Source organism: Paraburkholderia sp. IMGN_8, assembly GCF_038050405.1.
GTDB lineage: Bacteria > Pseudomonadota > Gammaproteobacteria > Burkholderiales > Burkholderiaceae > Paraburkholderia.
In genome coordinates this window covers 1,873,408-1,894,827 of sequence record NZ_CP150901.1, presented here as the reverse complement: position 1 = coordinate 1,894,827, position 21,420 = coordinate 1,873,408, and the positions used below count along the sequence as shown (strand labels likewise).

General features: G+C 62.2%; 16 protein-coding genes. 7 read left to right on the top strand and 9 right to left on the bottom strand.

Going from position 1 to position 21,420, the window contains the following annotated elements; all coding sequences use genetic code 11:
* The 3 genes from WN982_RS29700 to WN982_RS29690 all read right to left on the bottom strand — a co-directional run bounded on the left by WN982_RS29700 (nt 1) and on the right by WN982_RS29690 (nt 2,407).
* Nucleotides 1–1,323 (bottom strand): sugar efflux transporter, encoded by a 1,323-nt coding sequence (locus tag WN982_RS29700; protein ID WP_341319130.1) that lies wholly within the window; start codon nt 1,321–1,323, stop codon nt 1–3.
* 174 nt (nt 1,324–1,497) lie between these two features.
* Nucleotides 1,498–1,998 (bottom strand): hypothetical protein, encoded by a 501-nt coding sequence (locus tag WN982_RS29695; protein WP_341319129.1) that lies wholly within the window; start codon nt 1,996–1,998, stop codon nt 1,498–1,500.
* 109 nt (nt 1,999–2,107) lie between these two features.
* Nucleotides 2,108–2,407: a DUF2628 domain-containing protein gene (locus tag WN982_RS29690; RefSeq protein ID WP_341319128.1), complete on the bottom strand. Its 300-nt coding sequence runs from the start codon at nt 2,405–2,407 to the stop codon at nt 2,108–2,110.
* A gap of 1,040 nt (nt 2,408–3,447) precedes the next feature.
* Here WN982_RS29690 and WN982_RS29685 point away from each other — a divergent pair.
* The 3 genes from WN982_RS29685 (at nt 3,448) to WN982_RS29675 (ending at nt 5,373) form a co-directional block, all read left to right on the top strand.
* A complete protein-coding gene (locus WN982_RS29685; protein WP_341319127.1) occupies nt 3,448–3,768 on the top strand; it encodes a thioredoxin family protein in 321 nt (106 codons plus the stop codon).
* A 55-nt stretch (nt 3,769–3,823) separates the two neighbouring features.
* The gene (locus tag WN982_RS29680) at nt 3,824–4,243 is read left to right on the top strand and encodes a secondary thiamine-phosphate synthase enzyme YjbQ (RefSeq protein WP_341319126.1); all 420 of its coding nucleotides are present in this window, start codon (nt 3,824–3,826) and stop codon (nt 4,241–4,243) included.
* A 110-nt stretch (nt 4,244–4,353) separates the two neighbouring features.
* Nucleotides 4,354–5,373 (top strand): class I fructose-bisphosphate aldolase, encoded by a 1,020-nt coding sequence (locus WN982_RS29675; protein ID WP_341319125.1) that lies wholly within the window; start codon nt 4,354–4,356, stop codon nt 5,371–5,373.
* Nucleotides 5,374–5,504: 131 nt separating this feature from the next.
* Here the strand turns inward: WN982_RS29675 and WN982_RS29670 are convergent, their stop codons facing one another.
* Nucleotides 5,505–7,658: an ATP-binding protein gene (locus WN982_RS29670; RefSeq protein WP_341319463.1), complete on the bottom strand. Its 2,154-nt coding sequence runs from the start codon at nt 7,656–7,658 to the stop codon at nt 5,505–5,507.
* A 4-nt stretch (nt 7,659–7,662) separates the two neighbouring features.
* On the opposite strand from WN982_RS29670, the gene WN982_RS29665 reads away from it, so the two are divergent.
* From WN982_RS29665 to zapE, 3 genes are all read left to right on the top strand, one after another.
* Nucleotides 7,663–7,920 (top strand): hypothetical protein, encoded by a 258-nt coding sequence (locus tag WN982_RS29665; RefSeq protein ID WP_341319124.1) that lies wholly within the window; start codon nt 7,663–7,665, stop codon nt 7,918–7,920.
* 1,120 nt (nt 7,921–9,040) lie between these two features.
* Nucleotides 9,041–11,353 carry a PAS domain S-box protein gene (locus WN982_RS29660; protein ID WP_341319123.1) on the top strand — a complete coding sequence of 771 codons (2,313 nt, stop codon included), beginning with the start codon at nt 9,041–9,043 and terminating at the stop codon, nt 11,351–11,353.
* A 126-nt stretch (nt 11,354–11,479) separates the two neighbouring features.
* The gene (zapE, locus tag WN982_RS29655; RefSeq protein ID WP_341319122.1) at nt 11,480–12,568 is read left to right on the top strand and encodes a cell division protein ZapE; all 1,089 of its coding nucleotides are present in this window, start codon (nt 11,480–11,482) and stop codon (nt 12,566–12,568) included.
* An 89-nt stretch (nt 12,569–12,657) separates the two neighbouring features.
* Here zapE and tkt read toward each other — a convergent pair whose 3' ends face one another.
* From tkt to WN982_RS29630, 5 genes are all read right to left on the bottom strand, one after another.
* Entirely contained in the window at nt 12,658–14,745 is a 2,088-nt protein-coding gene (gene tkt / locus WN982_RS29650) for a transketolase (protein ID WP_341319121.1), read from the bottom strand.
* Nucleotides 14,746–15,116: 371 nt separating this feature from the next.
* Nucleotides 15,117–16,403 (bottom strand): cytochrome c, encoded by a 1,287-nt coding sequence (locus WN982_RS29645; protein WP_341319120.1) that lies wholly within the window; start codon nt 16,401–16,403, stop codon nt 15,117–15,119.
* A gap of 2 nt (nt 16,404–16,405) precedes the next feature.
* Nucleotides 16,406–18,016, bottom strand: a complete 1,611-nt coding sequence (locus WN982_RS29640; RefSeq protein WP_341319119.1) for a GMC family oxidoreductase — start codon at nt 18,014–18,016, stop codon at nt 16,406–16,408.
* A 3-nt stretch (nt 18,017–18,019) separates the two neighbouring features.
* On the bottom strand, nt 18,020–18,469 hold the full coding sequence (locus WN982_RS29635; protein WP_341319118.1) for a sugar dehydrogenase complex small subunit: 450 nt from the start codon (nt 18,467–18,469) through the stop codon (nt 18,020–18,022).
* 162 nt (nt 18,470–18,631) lie between these two features.
* Nucleotides 18,632–19,738 (bottom strand): porin, encoded by a 1,107-nt coding sequence (locus tag WN982_RS29630; protein ID WP_341319117.1) that lies wholly within the window; start codon nt 19,736–19,738, stop codon nt 18,632–18,634.
* Between the two features lie 456 nt (nt 19,739–20,194).
* Between WN982_RS29630 and WN982_RS29625 the strand changes: the two genes are divergently transcribed.
* Nucleotides 20,195–21,418 carry an AAA family ATPase gene (locus tag WN982_RS29625; RefSeq protein WP_341319116.1) on the top strand — a complete coding sequence of 408 codons (1,224 nt, stop codon included), beginning with the start codon at nt 20,195–20,197 and terminating at the stop codon, nt 21,416–21,418.
* Nucleotides 21,419–21,420: the final 2 nt, after the last annotated feature.

Genomic DNA, 21,420 nt, shown 5'->3' with positions numbered 1-21,420 from the left:
CTACTCCTGCCTCTCCCGAAGCTTCCCATATTGCGACCGCACAAAGCGCTGCGCCGCCCGCCACATCAATGGATAGCGGTAGCCCGGCACCGCGAACAGCATCAGCGCGGAGAGCGCCAGCAGACCGCAGAACAGGAACGTGCCGCGATAGCTGAGCGCCTGCACCAGCAACCCCGACAATATGCCGGACAGAATCGATCCAAGCCGCGCGGCGTTGAAGAACAGCGCGGTGGCGCGGCCAGGCGAGTCCGGCATCAGGTCTTGTACATAGGTCATGCCAAGGCAAGACGTCACCGCGACCACGAACGCGTTGAGCATCTGCATTGGGATCAGCACGTCGACGTGCCCCGCCAGCGACATTGCGACGAAATAGACCGCATGCACCGCCGCGCAGGCGGCCAGCCAGTTCGGCTTGTGCAGCGTCGACGATTTCGCGCCGAGCGCGAGCATCATCGGGATTTCCGTCAACGCGCCGAGACCGAGCATGATCGACACGTCCAGATGCGTGCCGTTCAGGCCATGGACGATGTAGAGCGGCAGCACGATCATGGTCGCGTTGGCAGCGAGGCCGAGCAGCGTGAGCGCGGCCACCGCGCGACGGATGTCGCTCGGCGACGCGACGCCCGGCAAGTCTTCGTGCGCATCTTCGCCGGGCGCGGTCAACGGCGGCACCGTGATCGACGCTGACGGCTCCGACGCCGTGTCCTCCACCGTGTGATCGCCCAGATGACCTTGCGGCTCCTGCATGCGCCAGACGATCGTCGCGCAGGCCGCGAAACTTGCCGCGGCGAACAGAAAGAGCCCATAGAAACCACTCGCCGCGAGCACCAATGCGCCCACCGACGGACCAAACACCCATGCCGCCGACAAAATGGTTCGCAAGGTCGCGCTGGCGAACGCGCGCTGCGCCTGGTCCGGCACCGGCAGCGCGGCGCGGCTGAACGAGAACACCAGCGAGATGGCCGAGCCGCCCGCGCCGATAAAGGCAATGCCGACCACCAGCAACAACCGGTAGTCACGCACGACGCATAAACATAGATAGCCGAGCGCGGCGGCTGCCAACGACGCCAGCAACAATGGCCGATGTCGGCCGCTCGTGTCGCTCCAGCGGCCGGCGAAGGTACTCGCGAGCACGCCGCTGGCGGCGATCAGCGTCATGAATACGCCGAGCCTGAATGGCGTCATGCCGGCGCGTTCGACGCCGAACAGCGACAGATACGGCGCGGTAAACGACATCGCCACACCGAGCATGAGTGTGGCGGCAGCCAGCGGCTTGAAGCCAGGGATTCGCAGCAGGTCGAAAAAACGTGAGGTCTTCAACACGGGTGGCGGTGGTCAGGGAAAGCGAGCCGCTGCCAGGCGCTATGGGCGCCAAAGAATTCGTGGCCGGATCGACGGGGCATTATCGGCTTACCTTGCTTGTGCGTAAACCCGCACACCCCGCGTCCCACATTCGCGATGCACGCCGTTGCTGTTGAACTGACGACGCGGTGAAGACTACTTACCGTCCATTGCACGCATTTGCTGCGCTTGTGCCTTGTAATCGTAGGTCGGATAAAACTCGGTGCGATAGCCGCCCCACGCGGTCGTCTCGATCGCCCGGTTGACCTCGCGCAGACGGCTCGCCGGCACCCGCAACGTGACCACCTGGCCGATGCCCATCATCACGTACCACGATACGACTTCGATACCCGGCGGCGGAAAGGTCTTGAAGAATCCTTGCGCGCGCAACTGGTCGTTGATTTTCGGCAGCGGCCTGGATTCGTCGTGACGCAGGAAGACGGTGAGGAGGAACGTGTCGTCGCCGGCGGTCGCTGCTGACGCCGCGGCAGGTATTGCGGCAGCCCCGGCTGGTGGTGGCGCCGCGGCGGGGTCGGCGCTGTAGGCAAGCGGCGCAGCGCATAGCGACGAGATTAGCGCTGCGCCAGGCAGACTGCGTCGGATAAGTGCGGGGAGCGCGGTGAATGCAGCGGCAGGTGTAGCGAATGCTATCGGCATTGGATGCCTCCGTGACGGCATGGGAACGCTAAGGGGCGTGCTCCGGCGGGCGTGGCATGAGCAACGACCTGGCAATATCCGCTCCCGCTTTGCCGCTCTCGCCTTTACATCAGCGCACAACGACGTAACCGCGTTTTTCGAGCGTCCGGAGGTGCCATAGATTGCCATAGACGCCGCAAGCGATGCCGAACAGGATCGACAGCACCAGTCCGATCAGATCGCCCACACTGCCCCAGATGTCCGTAAAGAAAAACATGATATTGACCGACAACATGATGAAGGCGGCAAACCACATTCTTTTCGACAAAGCCCACACGAAACCTAGCAGGAATGCGCCCCAGCTGAAGCCGGTGGCGACCGCGACGGTTTCGTCCTTGCCGGGGTAATGCAGGTAGATCCTCTTTCCCATTTTCTTTCCTGAATGCGATGGCAGGTCAATGGTTTGCTGCCTGCTCGGCGCTTCTTGGCTGTTTGCCTGCGGCGTTGGCCTTTCCTTGAATTGATATTGGTTTATTAGCGTTCCCCCTGTGCGGGGGGGCACCTACTTTTTTTTGCCTGCCGCAAAGAAAAGTAGGCAAAAGAAAGCGGCTCAAACCGCCAGCTCTTAAGCGGGTCCCCTGGCTTGGAGGAGGTAGTGGAGCATCTGGAGTCGGTGCCCTCGCGCATTCGACGTGAGTGACAAGGCAGTCATACTTCCGGCGGCGCTGCGCGCGCCGTAGCGGTACTTCACAAAACCATCTGGCCGGTTCCGCGCCACGTTAAGGCAACCGCCCCCGGTACCCTTCAAGCCGTAACAACATTCTACGTCCCGCCGAACCAATCGCCGGGCATTACTTTTCCGCAAGCTGCAAATCACTTCGGCGCCTCGCCGAGGCGAAGTGCCTGGCTGTGTGAGTGCGCTCACCACTCCGAGTGAGACGCTATTGCCTTAGCCAGGCATTGGGGACACAAGGGCGAGCCACCGCGCCGAACCAGGCGCAGGCGCTAAAACCGCCAGGCTGTTTGATGAAGTACCGCGTCGGCGCGCGCAGCGCCGCCGGAAGTATGACTGCCTTGTCACCAGCGCCGAATGTGCGAGAACACAGACTCCAGATGCTCCACTGCCTCCTCCAAGCCAGGGGACCCGCTTAAGGGTTAGCGGTGTGAAGCCGCTTTCTTTGCTTACTTTCTTTGCGGCGGCGCCCCGAAGGAAGTCCACTTGGTGGGCAAAGAAAGTAAGTGCCTGCCCCGCACAGGGGCGACGCTAATAAACCACTAAGAAATCAAGGAAAGGCCAACGCCGTAAGCAAACAGACAAACCCGCCGGAAGGGCAAAAAAACCCAATTGCCACCCTCACTGACGCCCCAACCCATAACTGCTACTCTTACCAAATCCGCGATCAGCGAAAAAAAACCGCGATCAGCAACAAACCCCCTGCCTGTACAGGCAAAAAAACATCGAGAGTAACGATGCCCACACAAACAGCATATTCACAGAAAGCCCCCTCGCGCGCCGAGGTAAACACCCTCCCTGGCGCCACGGTATTAGAGTTCGGCACTGACTGGTGCGGCTACTGCCAGGGCGCGCAAGCGTCCATCACCAAGGCCTTGGAGCCACACACCAACATCCGGCATCTAAAAATCGAAGATGGCCCCGGCCGGCCGCTAGGCCGCTCCTTCAAGGTCAAACTATGGCCAACGCTGATCTTCATGCGCGACGGCGCCGAAATCTCACGCGTAGTGCGCCCCACCAGCGCGACCGAGATCGCCGAAGCCTTCGCATCGCTCTAACCCGCACGCAAGCAAAACACCACACCGCACAAGCGAGCAAACCCGAGCACATGTTATGCGACAAGCCATCCACCACTTGAGCATCAAGGCCCGCACCCGCGGACTCGTCGAGTTCACCGACGAGGCGCGCCGCTTTGTCGCCGAACAGGCAATCGGCACCGGCTTGCTAACGCTGTTCTGCCGTCACACATCGGCCTCGTTATTGATCCAGGAAAACGCCGATCCTTCCGTACAACGCGATCTGGAACGCTATTTCGCGAGCCTCGCGCCCGAAGACGCCGGGCGTTACGAACACGATGCGGAAGGACCGGACGATATGCCGGCCCACCTTCGCACGGCCTTGACGCAGGTGCAATTGTCGGTACCCGTCGAGCACGGACAGATGGTGCTCGGCACGTGGCAAGGTCTTTATCTGTTCGAACATCGCCGTCACACGCAGCCGCGCGATATCGTGCTGCACCTGATCGGCGAATGATGTGCTGCCGGCACTGTCGAACTACGGCAGCAAGCACCGGCAGCATGTGTCGGCAAACGCGTTTGCTGCACTGCTTTATCCGCCAACCGGTTTAGAGGGAGCAACATCTCATGGGCACCCATAGCGAACTGCAGGCCACCGTCGATGCGATGGTTCAATCCGGCAAAGGTCTTCTCGCCGCCGACGAAAGCGGCCCGACCATCGCCAAACGCTTCAAGACAATCGGCCTCGAATCCAGTGAGGAAAACCGCCGCGCGTACCGCAATCTGCTGCTGACCACGCCCGGTCTGGGCGAGTTCGTCAGCGGCGTGATCCTCTACGAAGAAACGCTCGGTCAGAAAGCAGACGACGGTACGTCGTTTCCCCAACTCGCCGCCAAAAACGGCATCGTGCCGGGCATCAAGGTAGACCTCGGCAAGGTCCCGCTCGCGCTCGCGCCCGGCGACGAAATCACCGAGGGCCTCGACGGCCTCGCCAGGCGCTACGTCGACTACAAGCGGCAAGGCGCGCGCTTTGCGAAATGGCGCGCGGTCTACAACATCACAGCAAGCCTGCCGAGCCGACTCGCGATCGAAGCAAATGCCGATTCGTTAGCGCGTTACGCGGCAATTTCTCAGGAAGCGGGCATCGTGCCGATCGTCGAACCGGAAGTGCTGATGGACGGCGATCACACCATCGAGCGCAGCGCCGAAGTGACCGAGGCGGTGTTGCATGAGGTCTTTCATGCGCTCCATCGGCATCGTGTCGTACTCGAACACATCCTGCTGAAGCCGAGCATGGTGCTGGCCGGCGCGGATCACGCTCAACAATCCACCGTCGCGGAGATCGCCGCGCAAACCTTGCGGGTGCTCAAACGCACGGTGCCGTCGGCGGTGCCGGGCATCGTGTTCCTGTCCGGCGGGCAGACGCCGGAAGACGCAACGGCCAATCTCGACGCAATGAATCGCTTCGGGCCACTGCCGTGGAATCTGAGTTTTTCGTATGGACGCGCATTGCAGGAACCGCCGCTGCAAGCCTGGAAGGGCGAGGCAAGCAACGTCGAAGAAGCGCAAAAGGCCTTGCTCAAGCGCGCGCGTCTGAACAGCGCGGCGGCGCTCGGCCAGTACGACGCAGCGCAGGAAAAGGAGTAGCCGGGGCATCAAACGGTCCGCCATGCCGGAAAACATGAAGTCGTGGCGGGCCGTGTCTCCGGCGAGTTGCGGAGATCAGCAAACAGTGTGCCGCGGGTCTTCAGGTGCCGGGACGCGGTACATTGACGGGCTTACGGTTCGCAAGCAACCAATGCGTGCAGTTCGTCAATATTGAATGGCTTGGCGAGAATCGCCACGCCGAGACGGCGAGCCCGTTCGAGTTCGTCGGCGTAGCCGGTCATTAGCGCGATCTTCTGCGCTGGCCACGCAGTGCGCACTTTTTCCGCGAGGTCGATGCCGTTGAGCCTGCCCGGCATCTGGATGTCGGATAGCACGAGCTCGAACTTTGCGCCGCCGCTTAACACGTCGAGTGCAAGGTCGGCGGTGGGTTCATGCCGCACTTCACAGCCGAAGGTTTCCAGCACCGCGGCCACGCCCGCCGCCACGTCCTCGTTGTCCTCGACCAGCAAGACCATGCCGAGCGACGAAGGGGCCGGCTGACGCACCGTTTCGGCGTCGGACACCACCGCCTTATGACGCTCGCGATAGCGCGGCAGATACAGCCTGACTGTGGTACCGCTGCCCGGCACACTGTCGATCCTAGCCGTGCCGCCCGCCTGTTCGCACATCGCGAGAACCTGGGCGAGGCCGAGTCCCGAGCCCGAACCGCGCAGCTTGGTGGTGAACAGCGGTTCGAACGCGCGGCGCGCGACCGTCTCGGGCATGCCCTCGCCGTCGTCCGAACAGGCGATCAGCACGTATTCGCCATCCGGCAACACCGTATCGCTGCCTACCAGCCGATTGTTCTGGCAGCGGATGACGAAACGGCCGCCACGCGGCATCGCATCGCGCGCGTTGACGGCCAGATTCACGAGCGCAAATTCGAGGTCGGTCGGATCGGCCAGCACCTGCCAAACGTTGTCGACCATGTTCAACGCTATTTCCACGTTGTCGCCGAGCGCCGCATCGATCAGCGGCACGGCTGCCGGCAGCCACCTGGCGAGGTCGATGGGTTCCTGTTTGAGCGGCTGCTTTTTCGCGACGCTCAATAGACGCCGCGTCAGCGACTCAGCGGTGGCGGTTGCACGCTCCACCGCGAGTACTTCTTTTTCGAGGTTGTTGAAGCGCTTCAGTCGCGCAAGCTCGATATTCGCCGACACCACCATCAACAGATTGTTGAAATCGTGCGCGACATTGGCGACCAGATTGCCGAGTGCCCCCATGCGCAGCAACTGCCGGCTCGACGCCTCGGCGGAAAGACGCATCGCCACTTCGCCCTGCCAGCGCTCCCATGCGCGGCGTTCCCCTTCTAGCTGACGCAGCGAGAAAAACACCAGCAGCCAGATTGCCAGGCACGGTATGGCCGTGATCGCCGCGATCAGCATGAAATGACGGCGCCACGCGTCGGCGATCGACGCGGTAGCGTAAGCGCTCATTACGTAAAGCGGATAGTCGCCGACGCGGCGAAATGCCAGCAAGCGCTCGACGCCGTCCACCGTCGAGGTCAGGCGGATGTGGCCGAACAGCTGTTTGTCACGCAGCGCAGTGGCAAACGCACTCTGCGCTTTTGGCTGAGCACCCGCCGGCCACACTGGATAACGGACTAGCAGATTACCGTCCTGGCGATATAAGCCTAGCGACAGCGACTCATCGCCATTCGTCAGATCACGGTAGAAACGCGAGAAATATTCGTTGCGCAGCGCTACCGACACGACACCGAGGAATTGCCCGCTTTCCCCCGAGCGGCCGATTGCCGTGTTGAACACATCGGTTCGCGACAGCTGCCCGAACATCGGCAGTGAAAAATACGGCTTCGGGCGCATTGCTTTGGCTGCGGTGAAGTCTTCGCGCTGAGCGACCGACAGCACAGGCGCAGGATAGGCGCGGCTCGACACAAGCAGATCACCGGCCGCGCCGAGCACCGCGATCGACGCGACCTGTGGAAAATCGCCGCCGATCTCGCGCAAGCGATCATGCAACGCGGCTTCGTGCGCGCGAATGCGCGTGTCGTCCTCGTCGCCCACTAGCTCGACGATACGCGAGGCCATCTGCTGATTGAGGTCCAGCACCTTGACGGCCTGTTCTTCGGCCACGCGCGCGAGCCTGTCGATCATGTCATTCGAATCGGCGATGCGGCGCTCGTAATCGAAATAGCCGTAGCCCGCCAGGCAGGCCAGCGGAAACGCTATCGAAACGGCAAGCACGGTCAACAGCACGCGCCGTGCTATCGAGAAGTTACGCGATGGCATCGGGAAATCGACTGCGGCGCGTTCCGCACGTTGCACGGTCATGATCTCCATGAAAAAACGGGGCAAGGTTGGCACTGCACGGTGTTTCGGCGGTTGTTCGTGCGCTTATTCCCTTTTTCTGGAATTTACCGCACTTCTGGCGTTATCCCTAGCCTGGCACGATATGGAAAACACCTGTGGGTTGTTGTTTGAAGTCGGGCATGTGAATTGCTGTTGCCTGCAGTGGTGGGTTTTGGTTTCGTTTTTTGCCTGCGCGGCGCTTTTTGTCTGTGTGCCTGCGGCGTTGGCCTTTCCTTGATTTCTTAGTGGTCGATTAGCGTCGCCCCTGTGCGGGGCAGGCACTTACTTTCTTTGCCCACCAAGTGGACTTCCTTCGGGGCGCCGCCGCAAAGAAAGTAAGCAAAGAAAGCGGCTTCACACCGCTAACGCTTAAGCGGGTCCCCTGGCTTGGAGGAGGCAGTGGAGCATCTGGAATCTGTGTTCTCGCACATTTCGCGCTGGTGACAAGGCAGTCATACTTCCGGCGGCGCTGCGCGCGCCGTGGCGGTACTTCATCAAACTGCCCGTTGGTTTCGGCGCTCGGCGTTACTTCACAATATCGCCCGCCAGTTTCGGTGTTCGGCGTTACTTCGCAATACCGCCCCCGCTAGTGTCAGCGCCGACGTCTCGCCCAGCATGGTAGGTCGCACACCCAAACTTAGGCACCTCGCCGAGGCGCAGCCGATCGCTCCCACCAAACCAGAACGAAGTCACTGGTTTCCCTGGCAGACCGTCCCGCCAAGCACGCAGTGCGAGGCGGGAAGGATGACGCCGAAGGCGCGCACGCCCAATCGGTTTTGAGAAGTACCGCGACGGCGCGCGCAGCGCCGCCGGAAGGATGACTGCCTTGTCGCTCACGCAAAATGTGCGAGAACACCGATTCCAGATGCTCCACTACCTCCTCCAAGCCAGGGGACCCGCTTAAGAATTAGCGGTGTGAAGCCGCTTTCTTTGCTTACTTTCTTTGCGGCGGCAAAGAAAGTAAGTGCCTGCCCCGCACAGGGGCGACGCTAATAGACCAATATCAAATCAAGGAAAGGCCAACGCCGTAAGCGAACAACCAAAGCGCCGAGCAGACAAACAGCACAGGGGCGACGCCAATAAACCACTAAGAAATCAAGGAAAGGCCAACACCGTAAGCGAACAACCAAAGCGCCGCGAAGGCAAAAAAACATAACAACATCCCAGTCCCCCACCAAGACTACGGTAACATTCCGGCAAGACGCCGAACCAACCGCGTACATCGCGTCAAGTCCCGCAAGCATCAGGACAAAAAATGAGCAACAACATAAAAATTTCCGCCATCACGGCAGCGCCCACCATCTGCAAAACCGGGCCGACGAGCCCGTAAAAAACCAATGCGAAGCGTGGACCGCCCGTTGCCGTCTTCCGATACATTGTTCGAGCACGCAGCCTGCGGCCTGCTCGTGACCGACGCCGACGGCCAGATCCTGCGCGTGAACGCCACCTTCTGCGGCTGGCTCGGCTATAACGCAACGGACCTCGTCGACGCAAAACGCATCCAGGATCTGCTGACCGCTGGCGGCAAAGTGTTCTACCAGACGCATTGGGCGCCCCTCGTGCAAATGCAGGGCTCGGTGGCCGAGGTCAAGCTGAACATGATGCATCGCGACGGCCGCACGGTGCCGATGCTGCTCAACGCCGTGCGCCGCCATCACGGCGAAGCGAGCTACCTTGAAGTGGCCGTACTGATCGTCGCGGATCGCCACAAGTACGAGCAGGAACTGCTGCTCGCGCGCCGCAATGCGGAAGCGTCGGTCGCCGCGCATCAGTTCGCGCAAAAGGAGTTGCAGGAAAGCCGTGACGTGCTCAGCCTCGCGATGCGCGGCGCGCGTATGGGCGCGTGGTCGCATGAGCCGAAGACGGGCAAGATGTGGTGGAGCCGTGAACTGGAAGCACTCGCAGGCTATGCAGAGGGTCGCTTTGCTCACGCGCCCGGCGGTTTCTTCGAACTGATTCATCCGGGCGACCTGATCGCACTCAATGAAGCAGTCGATCGTGCGGTGGAAAGCGGCGACGACTATGTGGCGGAATTCCGCTTCCGGCACGCGAGCGGCGACTGGTGCTGGATGGAAGGCCGCGGTCGCGCCACCTACGACCGCCATGGCGAGCCGCTGATGATCTACGGTCTAGGCATCGACGTCACCGAGCGCAAGGAAGCGCAAACTGTCCTGCTGCGGCAGGCGGCGATTTTCGAGCACCTGAGCGACGCGATCGTCATCACCGACCTCAAAGGCAACATCACCGATTTCAACGTCGGCGGCGAGCGCATGCTCGGTTATCGCACGCACGAAATTCTCGGCCGCCCGGTCGCGATGTTCCATCCGCCGGAAGACGCGCTGCGCATCCGCCGCGAAGCGCTCGCCGCACTGGCCACCGACGGCACGTGGCGCAGCGAACTGACCTTCGTGCGGCGCGACGGCACGCGCGGTGTCTGCGAAACGGTCGTCAAACCACTGGCGAACGCGCGCGGCGATATCTACGGCGCGGTCAGCGTGAATCGCGACATTACTGAGCGCAGGCGCGCCGAGCAGCAACTGCAGCATCTGAATCTGGAACTCTCGAAGGCCGATCGCCGCAAGGACGAATTCCTCGCCACGCTCGCGCACGAGCTGCGCAATCCGCTCGCGCCGATGCGCAACGTGCTCGAGATTCTGCGCTTGAAGGATTTCGCCGATCCGCAGCTGAGCTGGTCGCGCGACGTGTTCGACCGGCAATTGCAGCATATGACGCATCTGGTCGACGATCTGCTGGAGGTGTCGCGCATCACGCAGGGCAAGCTCGAACTGCGCAAGCAGCGGCTCGAACTGGCGCGTGCGATGCAAGCGGCGATGGAAGCGGCGCGGCCCACCGTGCAGGCATCGTCGCATCATTTGAGTGTGACGCTGCCGCGCGAGCCGCTCTATCTCGACGCCGATCCCACGCGCCTCGCGCAGATGATCCTGAACCTGCTGAACAACGCCGCGAAGTACACGCCGCCAGGCGGCGACATCTCGCTCGCCGCAGAGCGCGACGGCGACGAAGCGGTGATCACCGTGCGCGATTCCGGCATCGGCATCCCCAGCGAACATCTGACGAGCGTGTTCGAGATGTTCTCGCAACTCGCCCCGGCGCTGGAGCGCTCGCAAGGCGGCCTCGGCATCGGTCTCGCGCTGGTGCGCGGCCTCGCCGAACTGCATGGCGGCACGGTCGCTGCTTTTAGCGGCGGCCCGGGCAATGGCAGCGAGTTCGTCATCCGCTTGCCGCTCTCCATGAGAGCGACGGCATCGACGGACAATGCGCTGCCCGAGACACCGCACGTGGCAGGCCTGCGCATAGCGATCGTCGACGACAATGCGGACGCCGCCGACAGCCTCGCGATGGTGCTCGAACTCGAAGGCCACCAGGTGGCGACGGCAAGCGACGGCGTTGCCGGTCTGGAGTTGATCGGCAAATTCGTGCCACAGGTGGTGATTCTCGATATCGGCTTGCCGCGTTTGAACGGTTATGAAGTGGCGCGGCGCGTTCGCAGCGATCATCGTGACGCCGGCATTCTGCTGATCGCCGTCACCGGCTGGGGCCAGCAGCAGGACAAGCAAACCGCCGAGGCGGCCGGCTTCGACCATCACTTCACCAAGCCCGTCGATCCACGCGAATTGCAGCGGGTGTTGAGCCAAAGCCAACGCGTATAGATTTCCAACTTCCCATGCCTGCACTCACGCCAATAACCTGCTCATCCGTCACGTCGAACATCTCTTTGCTGAACGACGGGTCCGCGCCACGCGACACGTTCGTGGCATGCGTGGAATCGCCGGCCCATGCTTGACGAAGCCCAGGTGGTGCACGCCCTTGCCACGCGCAACATCGTGCCCGACGCAAGCCAGCGTGAAGCGATCGCCGCGCTCGTCAAACTGCTCGCGTCCAACGGCCGGCGCAGCCTGTCCGGCGCGGCGCCTGCTCGCCAAGGCGTCTATTGTCATGGTCTGCCCGGACGCGGCAAGAGCCTCGTAGTCGACACGGTGTTCGAGCTTGCAAGCTGCCAGAAGCGGCGCCTGCATTTCCACGAATTTCTGCGCGAGATGAACCGGCGTCTGGTGAGCGAGCCGCGCGGCGGCGATCGGCTGGGGTCGGTTTCGAAACAATGGCTGAACGGCGTCGAACTGCTGTGCTTCGACGAATTCCACGTGCACGATATCGCCGACGCCTTCCTGATGGGCCGTTTTCTCGATACCGCGATTACCTTAGGCACGCGCATCGTGCTGACCTCGAACTACGCGCCGGATGCCCTGCTATCGGACCCGGAGTTTCACGAGCGCTTCATGCCGACCATCGAGCAGATCAAACGCTGCTTCACGGTGATTCGCTTCGGTGGCGCACGCGACTACCGGTTCGATGGCGAAGAAGCGCTACTGCCGCATTTCTTTGCGCCGCTCGACGCGCCGACCCGCGACGCACTGCTGCAAATCTTCGTGCGCTATGAAGGAGACGAAACGCTGGAGCCAGTCACGCTCTCAGCCGCGGGCCGCCCGCTCGCGGCGCGCGCAGCGGGCGCGGCGCTGATGTGGGCGGACTTCGACGGCCTGTGCGTGGCGAGCCGCTCGCATCTCGATTACCTGGACCTCGCCGAGCAGTGGCAAGGTCTGATCCTCGACAATCTGCACACCGAATGGCTCGCGAAGTCGCATACGTTGCAGCGGCTCATCTGGCTGGTCGATATTTTCTACGATCGCAAGCGCGCGCTGTTCATCGCCTCCGATCACCCGATCGAAGCAGCGCTCAGCGGTCTCGAAGGTGCGCATGACCTGTCGAGAACGCTGAGCCGGCTCGCCGAAATGCAGTCGCGCGGCTATCGCAGCACGCTGGATGGTGCGGCCGGCGTTCTCGCGCAGCCGGTGACACAGCCGTGATATCGGCAAATTAAAGGAGCCGGCGCCATCATGCCGCCGGCTCCTTCACCGCACTCAGCTCAACCGCCGCGTTCAGTCTCCTGGCTGCCTTACTCCAGATCCCGCTTCGCCTGAACCCGCGCGATCTGCTGTTTCGCCACTTCATATACATGCTCGGGCGTGAAGCCGAATTTCTTCTTCAGATCGCTCAACGGCGCGGACGCGCCGAACGTATGCATCACCACCTGCGCGCCCAGGCGCCCGACGTAACGATCCCACCCAAGCGAGGCCGCCTGTTCGACGGCCACCCGCGCATCGATGTCCGGCGGCAGCACCGACTCCCGATACTCGTCATCCTGACGTTCGAAGATATCCCACGACGGCATCGACACCACGCGCGCCGCAATCCCTTCGCTCTTGAGCTTCTCATAGACGTCGACGCACAGCGACACTTCACTGCCGGTCGCCAGCAGTAGCACCTGAGGTCTCTGCCCGTCAGGCGCATCGGCCAGTACATAGGCGCCCTGCTGCACGCCCTCTGCCGACGCATAGCGGTTGCGGTCGAAAGTCGGCAACGCCTGGCGTGTCACGACGATGCACGACGGCCGCCGTGGATGCGACAGCGCCACACGCCACGCCTCCGCGACTTCGTTCGCATCGCCCGGACGCAGCACGGTCAGGCCCGGCACGGCGCGCAGCGATGCCAGTTGCTCGATCGGCTGATGGGTCGGACCGTCCTCGCCGACGCCGATCGAATCGTGCGTGAACACATAGATGGCCGGGACTTCCATGATCGAGGAGAGGCGGATCGGCGGCTTCATGTAGTCGCTGAAAATCAGGAAGGTCGAGCCGAACGGCCGCAGATTCGACAACGCGAGGCCGTTCACCACCGCACCCATTCCATGTTCGCGAATCCCGAAGTGCAGGTTGCGGCCGCCGTAGTTGTCGTACTCGAAGCTGCCGGCGCCTTCGAATTTCAGGTTGGTCTTGGTGGACGGCGCCAGATCGGCCGCGCCGCCGATCATCCATGGCACGCGCGCGGCAATCGCGTTGAGCACCTTGCCCGACGAGTCGCGCGACGCCATGCCTTTCGGGTCGGCATCGAAAGTCGGAATGTCGCTATCCCAATCCGACGGCAATTCGTGCGATTCGATCTGCGCGAATTCGCGCGACAGTTCCGGGTACTTCCTCGTGTAGGCGTTGAACTTCGCTTGCCATTCCTCGCGCGCCGCCTTGCCGCGCGCGCCGATGCCTTGCGCGAAACGTTCATGCACGCCGTCCGGCACGTAGAAGAATTTGTCTTCCGGCCAGCCGTACGCGCGCTTGGCGAGCACCACCTCCTCCACGCCGAGCGGCTCGCCGTGCGCAGACGACGTGTCCTGCTTATGCGGCGCGCCCCAGCCGATGATGCTGTTGACCACGATCAGCGTCGGCTTGCCGGTGACGCTTTTAGCTTCGACAAGGGCGGCTTCGAACGCCTCGGTGTCGTTCGCATCCCTCACGTGCAGCGTGTGCCAGTTGTAGCCACGAAAGCGGCTTTCCACGTCGTCGCTATACGCGAGGTCGGTGTGGCCTTCGATCGTCACGCGATTGCTGTCGTAAATCCAGATCAGGTTCGAGAGCTGCAAATGTCCCGCGAGCGATGCGGCCTCGTGCGAAATGCCTTCCATCATGTCGCCGTCGCCGCATAGCGCATAGATACGGTAATCGAACAATGGTAAATCCGGCTGATTGAAATGGGTTTCATACCAACGCGCCGCCATGGCCATGCCGACACTGTTGCCGAGCCCCTGGCCGAGCGGCCCAGTGGTGGTTTCCACCCCGCCCGTCAAGCGAAACTCAGGGTGGCCCGGCGTCTTGCTGCCGATCTGGCGGAAACGCTCGATATCGTCGAGCGAGACGGCGAGCGCACCGGTCAGCTGGCCGTCGTGGTGGTCCACCTCCTTCACGTTGGCCAGATGCAGCAGCGAGTACAGCAGCATCGACGCATGCCCCACCGACAGCACGAAGCGGTCGCGGTTCGGCCACAGCGGTTCGTGCGGGTCGTAGCGCAAATGGTGTTGCCACAGATGATAGGCAACCGGCGCCAATGCCATCGGCGTGCCGGGGTGGCCGGAATTCGCCTTTTGCACAGCGTCCATCGATAGCGTGCGAATCGTATTGATGCACAGCTGATCGAGGGCGGGATCGTTTTGCATGGGGACACTCCTTGTTCGGCGGTTGAGAACATCGCCGGGACGCACTGCATTCGGCATGCCCGGCGAACCGTGCTCATAGGGAAGAACTCATGGGGAACCGCTGCCAACCTCGTCGATGATGCGCCGATGCGCGCAAATCTGCACGGCGCGTTACATACAGGCGCCGTGCAGTATCGGTAATCGGAAGGTGAACTTTCAGACGGCTTGCGGTTTTGGCAGCGCACAAAAGCGGGCCGAATGACCGCCATGCGATACACGCATTCGGTCTGGCCAGAACGAACAAGGCGCGCCGGGTTGCCCCGGCGCGCCTTGTGGTCCTGCCAATACGTCGTAAAGAACGACGTGCCGCTTATTGCACGCTTATTGCGTGCTTAGCGCAGCTTCGCGACGTCCTTATCGCTCACACGTGTCGCGGCCGGATTGCCGAACTGCGTCGTCACATAGTTAGCGAGTGCGGCAATCTGCGCATCGCTCAACTGCGTGGCGAACGCCGGCATACCGACGTCGTTGCCCGCGGTCTTGCGTTGCACGCCATGCAGGATCACCTGCACCAGGTTGTCCGGATTAAACGCACCTACCGTCGAGTTATGCAGCAGCGACGGATAGTAGCCGTCGGGCGTGCCCTTGCCTTGCGCCTGGTGGCAGGTCGCGCAGTTGCCGAGATACAGCCGGGCCGGATCGAGCGTGCCGTCATTCATCGCCACGCCGCGCAAACGCACGACGTCCGTCGAAGGATGACCCCACGTGCTGCGGGATTGCGAAATGCCGTCGCTCACCGCGGGCACCGTGCGGACGTAAGTGGCGATCGCGTCGATATCAGCGTCGGTCATCTTCGAGAAGCTATGCTCGACCGCTTCGCCCATCGGCCCGGCCGCTTGTGCGAGGCCCGGCACGCTGCCGGTTTTCAGGTACTGCACCAACTGCGCGTGCGTCCAGCCGCCGATCCCGCTATGGGTCGCCGACGTGATGTTGTAGCCCTCCCAACCCGCCAGCACCGAACCGCCGAGGAAGCCGCTGCCGGTTTCGTCGAGCGCCTTCTCCTGCAACGCAAAACCGCGTGGCGTATGGCAGGTGCTGCAATGCGCGAGGCCTTGCACGAGGTACGCGCCGCGATTCCATGCGGCGCTCTGGTTCGGCCTGGCTTCGTACGGGCCGTTTTTCAGGAACACCCAGTTCCACACCATCAACGGCCAACGCATGTTGAGCGGCCACGGGATGTCGCTTTCGCGCGTGGCCTGGTTCACCGGCGCGACGCCATACCTGAAGTAAGCGTAGAGCGCCTTCACGTCGTCATCGCTGACCTTCGCGTACGACACATAGGGCATGGCCGGATACAGGTTGTGACCGTCCTTCGATACGCCCTTGCGCACCGCGCGATCGAAATCGGCGAGCGTCCAGCTGCCGATGCCCGTTTGCGGATCCGGTGTGATGTTGCTCGAATAGATCGTACCGAGCATCGGCACTTTCAGCGGCAGGCCGCCGGCGAACGGCTTGCCCTTGACGGTGCTATGGCAGGCCATGCAATCGCCCGCCGTCGCGAGATATTCACCTCGCTTGATCAACGCGGTGTCGTTGCTGCTGACGCTCGCATCGGCTTGCGCCAGTGCGGGCAGCGTCAGCGCGGTGGCCAGCAGCCAGAAAAAAGTCTTTTTCAGCACGTTCAAACTTCCTTCTTCAACTGGTCTGCCATGCGAAGTGCAAGTGCGGCAATGGTCAGCGTGACGTTGACGGTGCCGACGGTCGGCATCGTCGCGCTGCTGGAAATGAACAGGTTCGGGTGATCGAAGGTGCGGCAATGCTTGTCGACCACCGAATCGCGCGGGTCGCTGCCCATGATGGTCGCGCCCGTGATGTGGTTGTTCGGCGCGAACTCGTCCTGATACTGGATGTCCGTGCCGCCCAGCACTTTCGCCGCGTTCGCATAGACCTCGCGGGTATGCACGGCGCCGCGCTTCACATAGTCGTCGATGCGATAGGTGATCTCGGGGCGCGCAATGCCGATCGCATCGGTTTCCGTCTTGCTCGGCACGATGCGGTTCTCCGGCTGCGGCAGGATTTCGTGGAAGCAGTCGAACTCGACGAAGCGCGCGGAGCGGTCGCGAATCTGCGCGTCCAGTTCAGCGGGCTTGATCAGCTTGCCTTGCGCGAAAATCTTCTGGGTTTCCTGATCGACGCGCGACAGATTCGACAGATGGATCTTCTTGGCCGCTTCGGTCGAACGGAATGCGCCGTCGCGAAAGCCGATCAGCGAGGTCATTTCCTGCGGGCCGCGGCCCGGCCACAGTTTTTCGTCCGCGTAGAACGTGACGCCCGTGCCGGGGTGATCCATCAGGTTGCGGCCCACCATGTCGGAGCTGTTGCCCACGCCGTTCGGAAAATCGTGGCTGGTGGACATCAGCATGATCTTCGGGGTTTCGATACCGTTCGCGGCCAGCACGAAGTACTTGCCTTCCACGCGATGCTCGTTGCCCTGCGGGTCTTTATACAAAGCCGCGGTGATGCGCTTTTGCGGACCGACTTCGAGCTTGTGGACCACCGCGTTGTCGATCAGCTTCGCGCCGGCCTGCTCCGCCTTTTCGACGTGCACGATGCCGTTGTACATCGCGCCGATCGGGCAGATCGGCATGCAGTTGTTGTTGCCGCAGCAGGTTGGCCGGCCGTCGTACGGACGGCTGTTACGCGCGACCGGCTCGGTCACGACGTGATAACGCGAGTCGAACGCGTTCAGCTTGCCCTTGATGGTCTGCTCGTTATACGACAGCGGCAGCGGCGCCATCGGGTACGGCTGGCTGCGCGGCGAACCGAGCTCTTCGTCAGTCGGACCCCACACGCCGAGTTCTTCTTCGGCACGCTGATAGTACGGCTCGAGCTCCTCGTATTGCATCGGCCAGTCGCGGCCCACGCCGTACACCGTCTTCATCTTGAAGTCGTTCGGCATGAAACGCCACGCGGACGCCGCCCAGTGCCACGTCGTGCCACCCACCGCGCGGATGTATTGCGAGTTGAATTTGTGCTCGCCCTTCAGGATCAGATAGTTGTTCGGCGGGCCGTATTCCGGATGCGGCGCCCATGCGCTCGACGGATACGGCGCCATGAAATCCATCTTGTCCGTCTGATTGCGGAAGCGTTCGACGATTTCCCAGCGCGGCATGCGTGGCCCTGCTTCGAGCAGGATCACGGACTTGCCCGCGAGTGCCATTTGATGCGCGACGATCGCGCCCGCGACGCCCGACCCGACGACGACGATATCGGCTTGTTGTGTGTCGGCCATTGCTTAAGCTTGCCTTTCGATGGGTTTTGCCGCCCAGAAACCGGGCTTGTTGGGGCAGTACGAGCGGATGATCAGCGTGTCGGAGACCACCCCGAACATCAGCGCCTGTTCGTAGGTCACGACGACGTTGTCGACCGTGCCGAGATACCAGGCTTCCATGATCTTCAGTGCGAGCGCCTGTTGCGCGGCATCGGCGGAACCGGCGGCCAACGCGCCGGCCAGCTTCGGCAGTTGTTGCGCGAGATCGGGCGTGGACTTCCGCAACGCGGCCAGAAGGCGCGTGCCGACGTCGCGATCGAGACCGGACTTTGCCGTCAGCGATTGCGACAAGGTCATGAAGGAATCGAGCGGCACGGCCGTCGTGTCGTCGGCGAGCGCTTTGAGCGCGAGCGAGCCGGTGAGGCCGGCCGCCGCCAACGCGAGCGCACCCTGGAGCCAGCGGCGGCGCGTCATGCCCGACGCTTCACCGCTCGCCCCGAAGGAAGTCCCCTTGGAGGACTCACCGTGAGAGTCTTGTGGAGTCAATTGTTGTTTATCCCTTGTGAGGCGTTTAATGCGTACTGCAGTGTGATCTGTGCTGCTTTTCGTGTTGCCGGATCTCTCGCTGAACGTGCTTTAAAACTGATGCAGCATGCCGATGTAAGCGCCGGTTTGCGATTCGCCCGCGAGCGGACTCGTGTTGTTGGATGCATCGCGCGGCGATGCTTCCAGCGAGAAACTCGCGTTGCCGCTGTTACGCACGTAAGCCACCGTGCCATACAGGAAGGTACGCTTCGACAGGTTGTAGGTGGTGCCGAGCACGTACATCATCGCGTGGCCGGACGGATCGTGCGCGGCATCGCCAGCGCCGTCGCCGACCTTGACATAGTAGCCGCCGCCTGTGACAGCCCAGCGCGGGTGGAAGTTATAGGTGGCGCCGAGCCAGTAGTAATTCGCACTGTCGGCCACGCCCACCGGCGAGTCCGGCGCCGCGTAATGCGTATAGGCACCCTGGATCTTCACCGAATCGAAATGCACGTTAGCCCCGACAAAATACTCTCGCGAACTTTGGAAGATGTTGCTGAACCGGCCGTTGCTGTCGCGCAGTTCGTCGTAAATGCCGCGCACGTCGAAAAGCGGCGAATGATACGTGAGCATAATGCCGTCCGAGCGGCCGAATTCGCCGGCCGCACCGCTGTTGAACGCGCCCGGCTGATTGCCCAACGCGTACTGCGCCTGCACGTCGAAGCCCCAGAACACCGGGCTGTGGTATTCAACGTTGTTGCTGGTTTGCTGCCAGTTGCGCCCGCGCACCAGCGAGGCCGATGCAAACGCCTGCTGCACGAACGGGTCGAATTCCCACACGCCGTCGCTATCGATGAACAGATTGCGCCCGGCCTGCAACGTGCCCCACTCCTTGCTGGAGAGACCCGCGAACGCGCGCCGCGACCAGAGCCGTCCGCCGCTGGTGGTGCCGTTCATCACCTGCAAACCGGTTTCCAGGTTGAAGATCGCATTCAATCCGCCACCGAGGTCTTCCGAGCCTTTGAGGCCGAGCATGCTGGTGCCCCAATCTCCGCCTTCAGCGCTCCAACGGCTCGAACTGCCGCCCGCGCCATTGTTGATGTGATTCAGGTATTCAACGCCACCGTCGAGGCGGCCATATAACGTCACGCTGGTTTGACCATAAGCCAGCGGACTTGCCACCGCCAGGGCGGCCATTAATTTTGTACGCAGTTTCATTGTTTTGCCGTGAATTTTTTCTGTCGCGACGTTGGGCAAAGCGGACCGCGATGAAACAAAACTACTCGACGCATCGTGCCACGATTCAATACTGCGCGGTCTGCGGATCTTGACGCAAAGCCCGCCGGCGGGGGCTGGTTGCAGGCAGTTCAACGGTATTGGCAATGACCTGTTGCGCATACCGGACTACGCCGAAATGGAGCAAATCCTAGCCAGTTTGCAAATAGCGGTGTTGTAAAACTACAGGTCTGGCGTTCGCACTATAGGTGATACGCACTTCATAGCCTACTCGTTTGACGCAATAAACTTTTGCGCGCTATGTGCTCGACATTGGCAATCCATGGCGACCTCGGCGGATCGAAAGGTACTCACGATAAGATAGGCGCTCCATGGCCACCGGCCAAATCAAAACGCGCAATTTGCCGTTATTCGTTATTTCAACATTCGCCATTTGCCATGAACGCGCCTGAATTGACCGAAGACGAAAACCTTGGCCTCTATCAACGCGCGACCGAACACGGCGCGGAATGGTGGCGCGTCAGCGTCGCGGACCGGCCGGAAAACTATCGGCTGGAACACGGCGTCGATGCCGGTAACGGCACCGCGGCGGTCGATATCGATCTGGTGGTCGACGCGGAGAATCTGCGCGCGAAGCTGAAGAAATGGCGACGCGAAGGGTTTGCGATCGATTCACCCGATACAGCTAATGACCAGACCGCACTCGAACGTGTGGCCTTCATGCCGGAATTGGAGCGGGTGGCAGCGCTGGCGTCGGCGGCCAAACACCGGCACGCGGCGGGCCCGGAAGAAACCGTGCGCATCGGCCATGTCGAGGTGCCGTGCGGTGTCGACAACCCGCTCGTACCGCGCATCAATCCCGCCTATCTGTTCTCCGAGCGCTTTAACGACATCGTCGAAGATATTGCCGAGAACCGGCGCGTGATGCTGATCGGCCATACCGGCGCCGGCAAGACCAGCCTGATTGAGCAGGTCGCGGCGCGCTCGCATCATGGCGTGTTGCGCTCGAACATGAACGGCCAGACTACGGTCGGCGATTTCGTCGGCTTCTGGACGGTCAAGGGCGGCGAAACGATCTGGGTCGACGGCGTGCTGCCCGCGGCGATGCGCGAAGGGCTCTGGCTGATCGTCGACGAAATCGATTTCGCCGAGCCGTCGATTCTGGCGGCGCTCACCGCCGTGCTCGAACCGCATGGGCGGCTTGTGCTGAAAGAGAAAGGCAACGAGATCGTCGCGCCGCATCCGGCCTTCCGGCTGTTCGCCACGGCGAATGCGATCGGTGCGATGAGCCAGTTCCGTCATCTGTACCAGGGCGCGAATCTGATGAACGAGGCGTTTCTCGATCGCTGGCGCGTCTATCTGCTCGACTACCTGACGCCCGCCGAAGAAGCCGATGTGCTGATGCGCACGCTCGCGCCGCACATGACACGCGCGCTCGCCACCACGCTTGCGGCGATTGCCGCCGATTGCCGCGCGGCGTTCGCCCGCGAGGATCTGTCGAGTGCGTTCTCGACGCGCCGCCTGCTCGACTGGGCCGAGTTGATGCTGCGCACCGGCGACCCCGAGCGCGCCGCCGGCCCAGCGATCTATGCGAAGGTCAGCCCGGAAGATGCCGCGCTGATTCGCGGCATCGTTCGCCATCACATCGCGCCGGCCGCCTGACC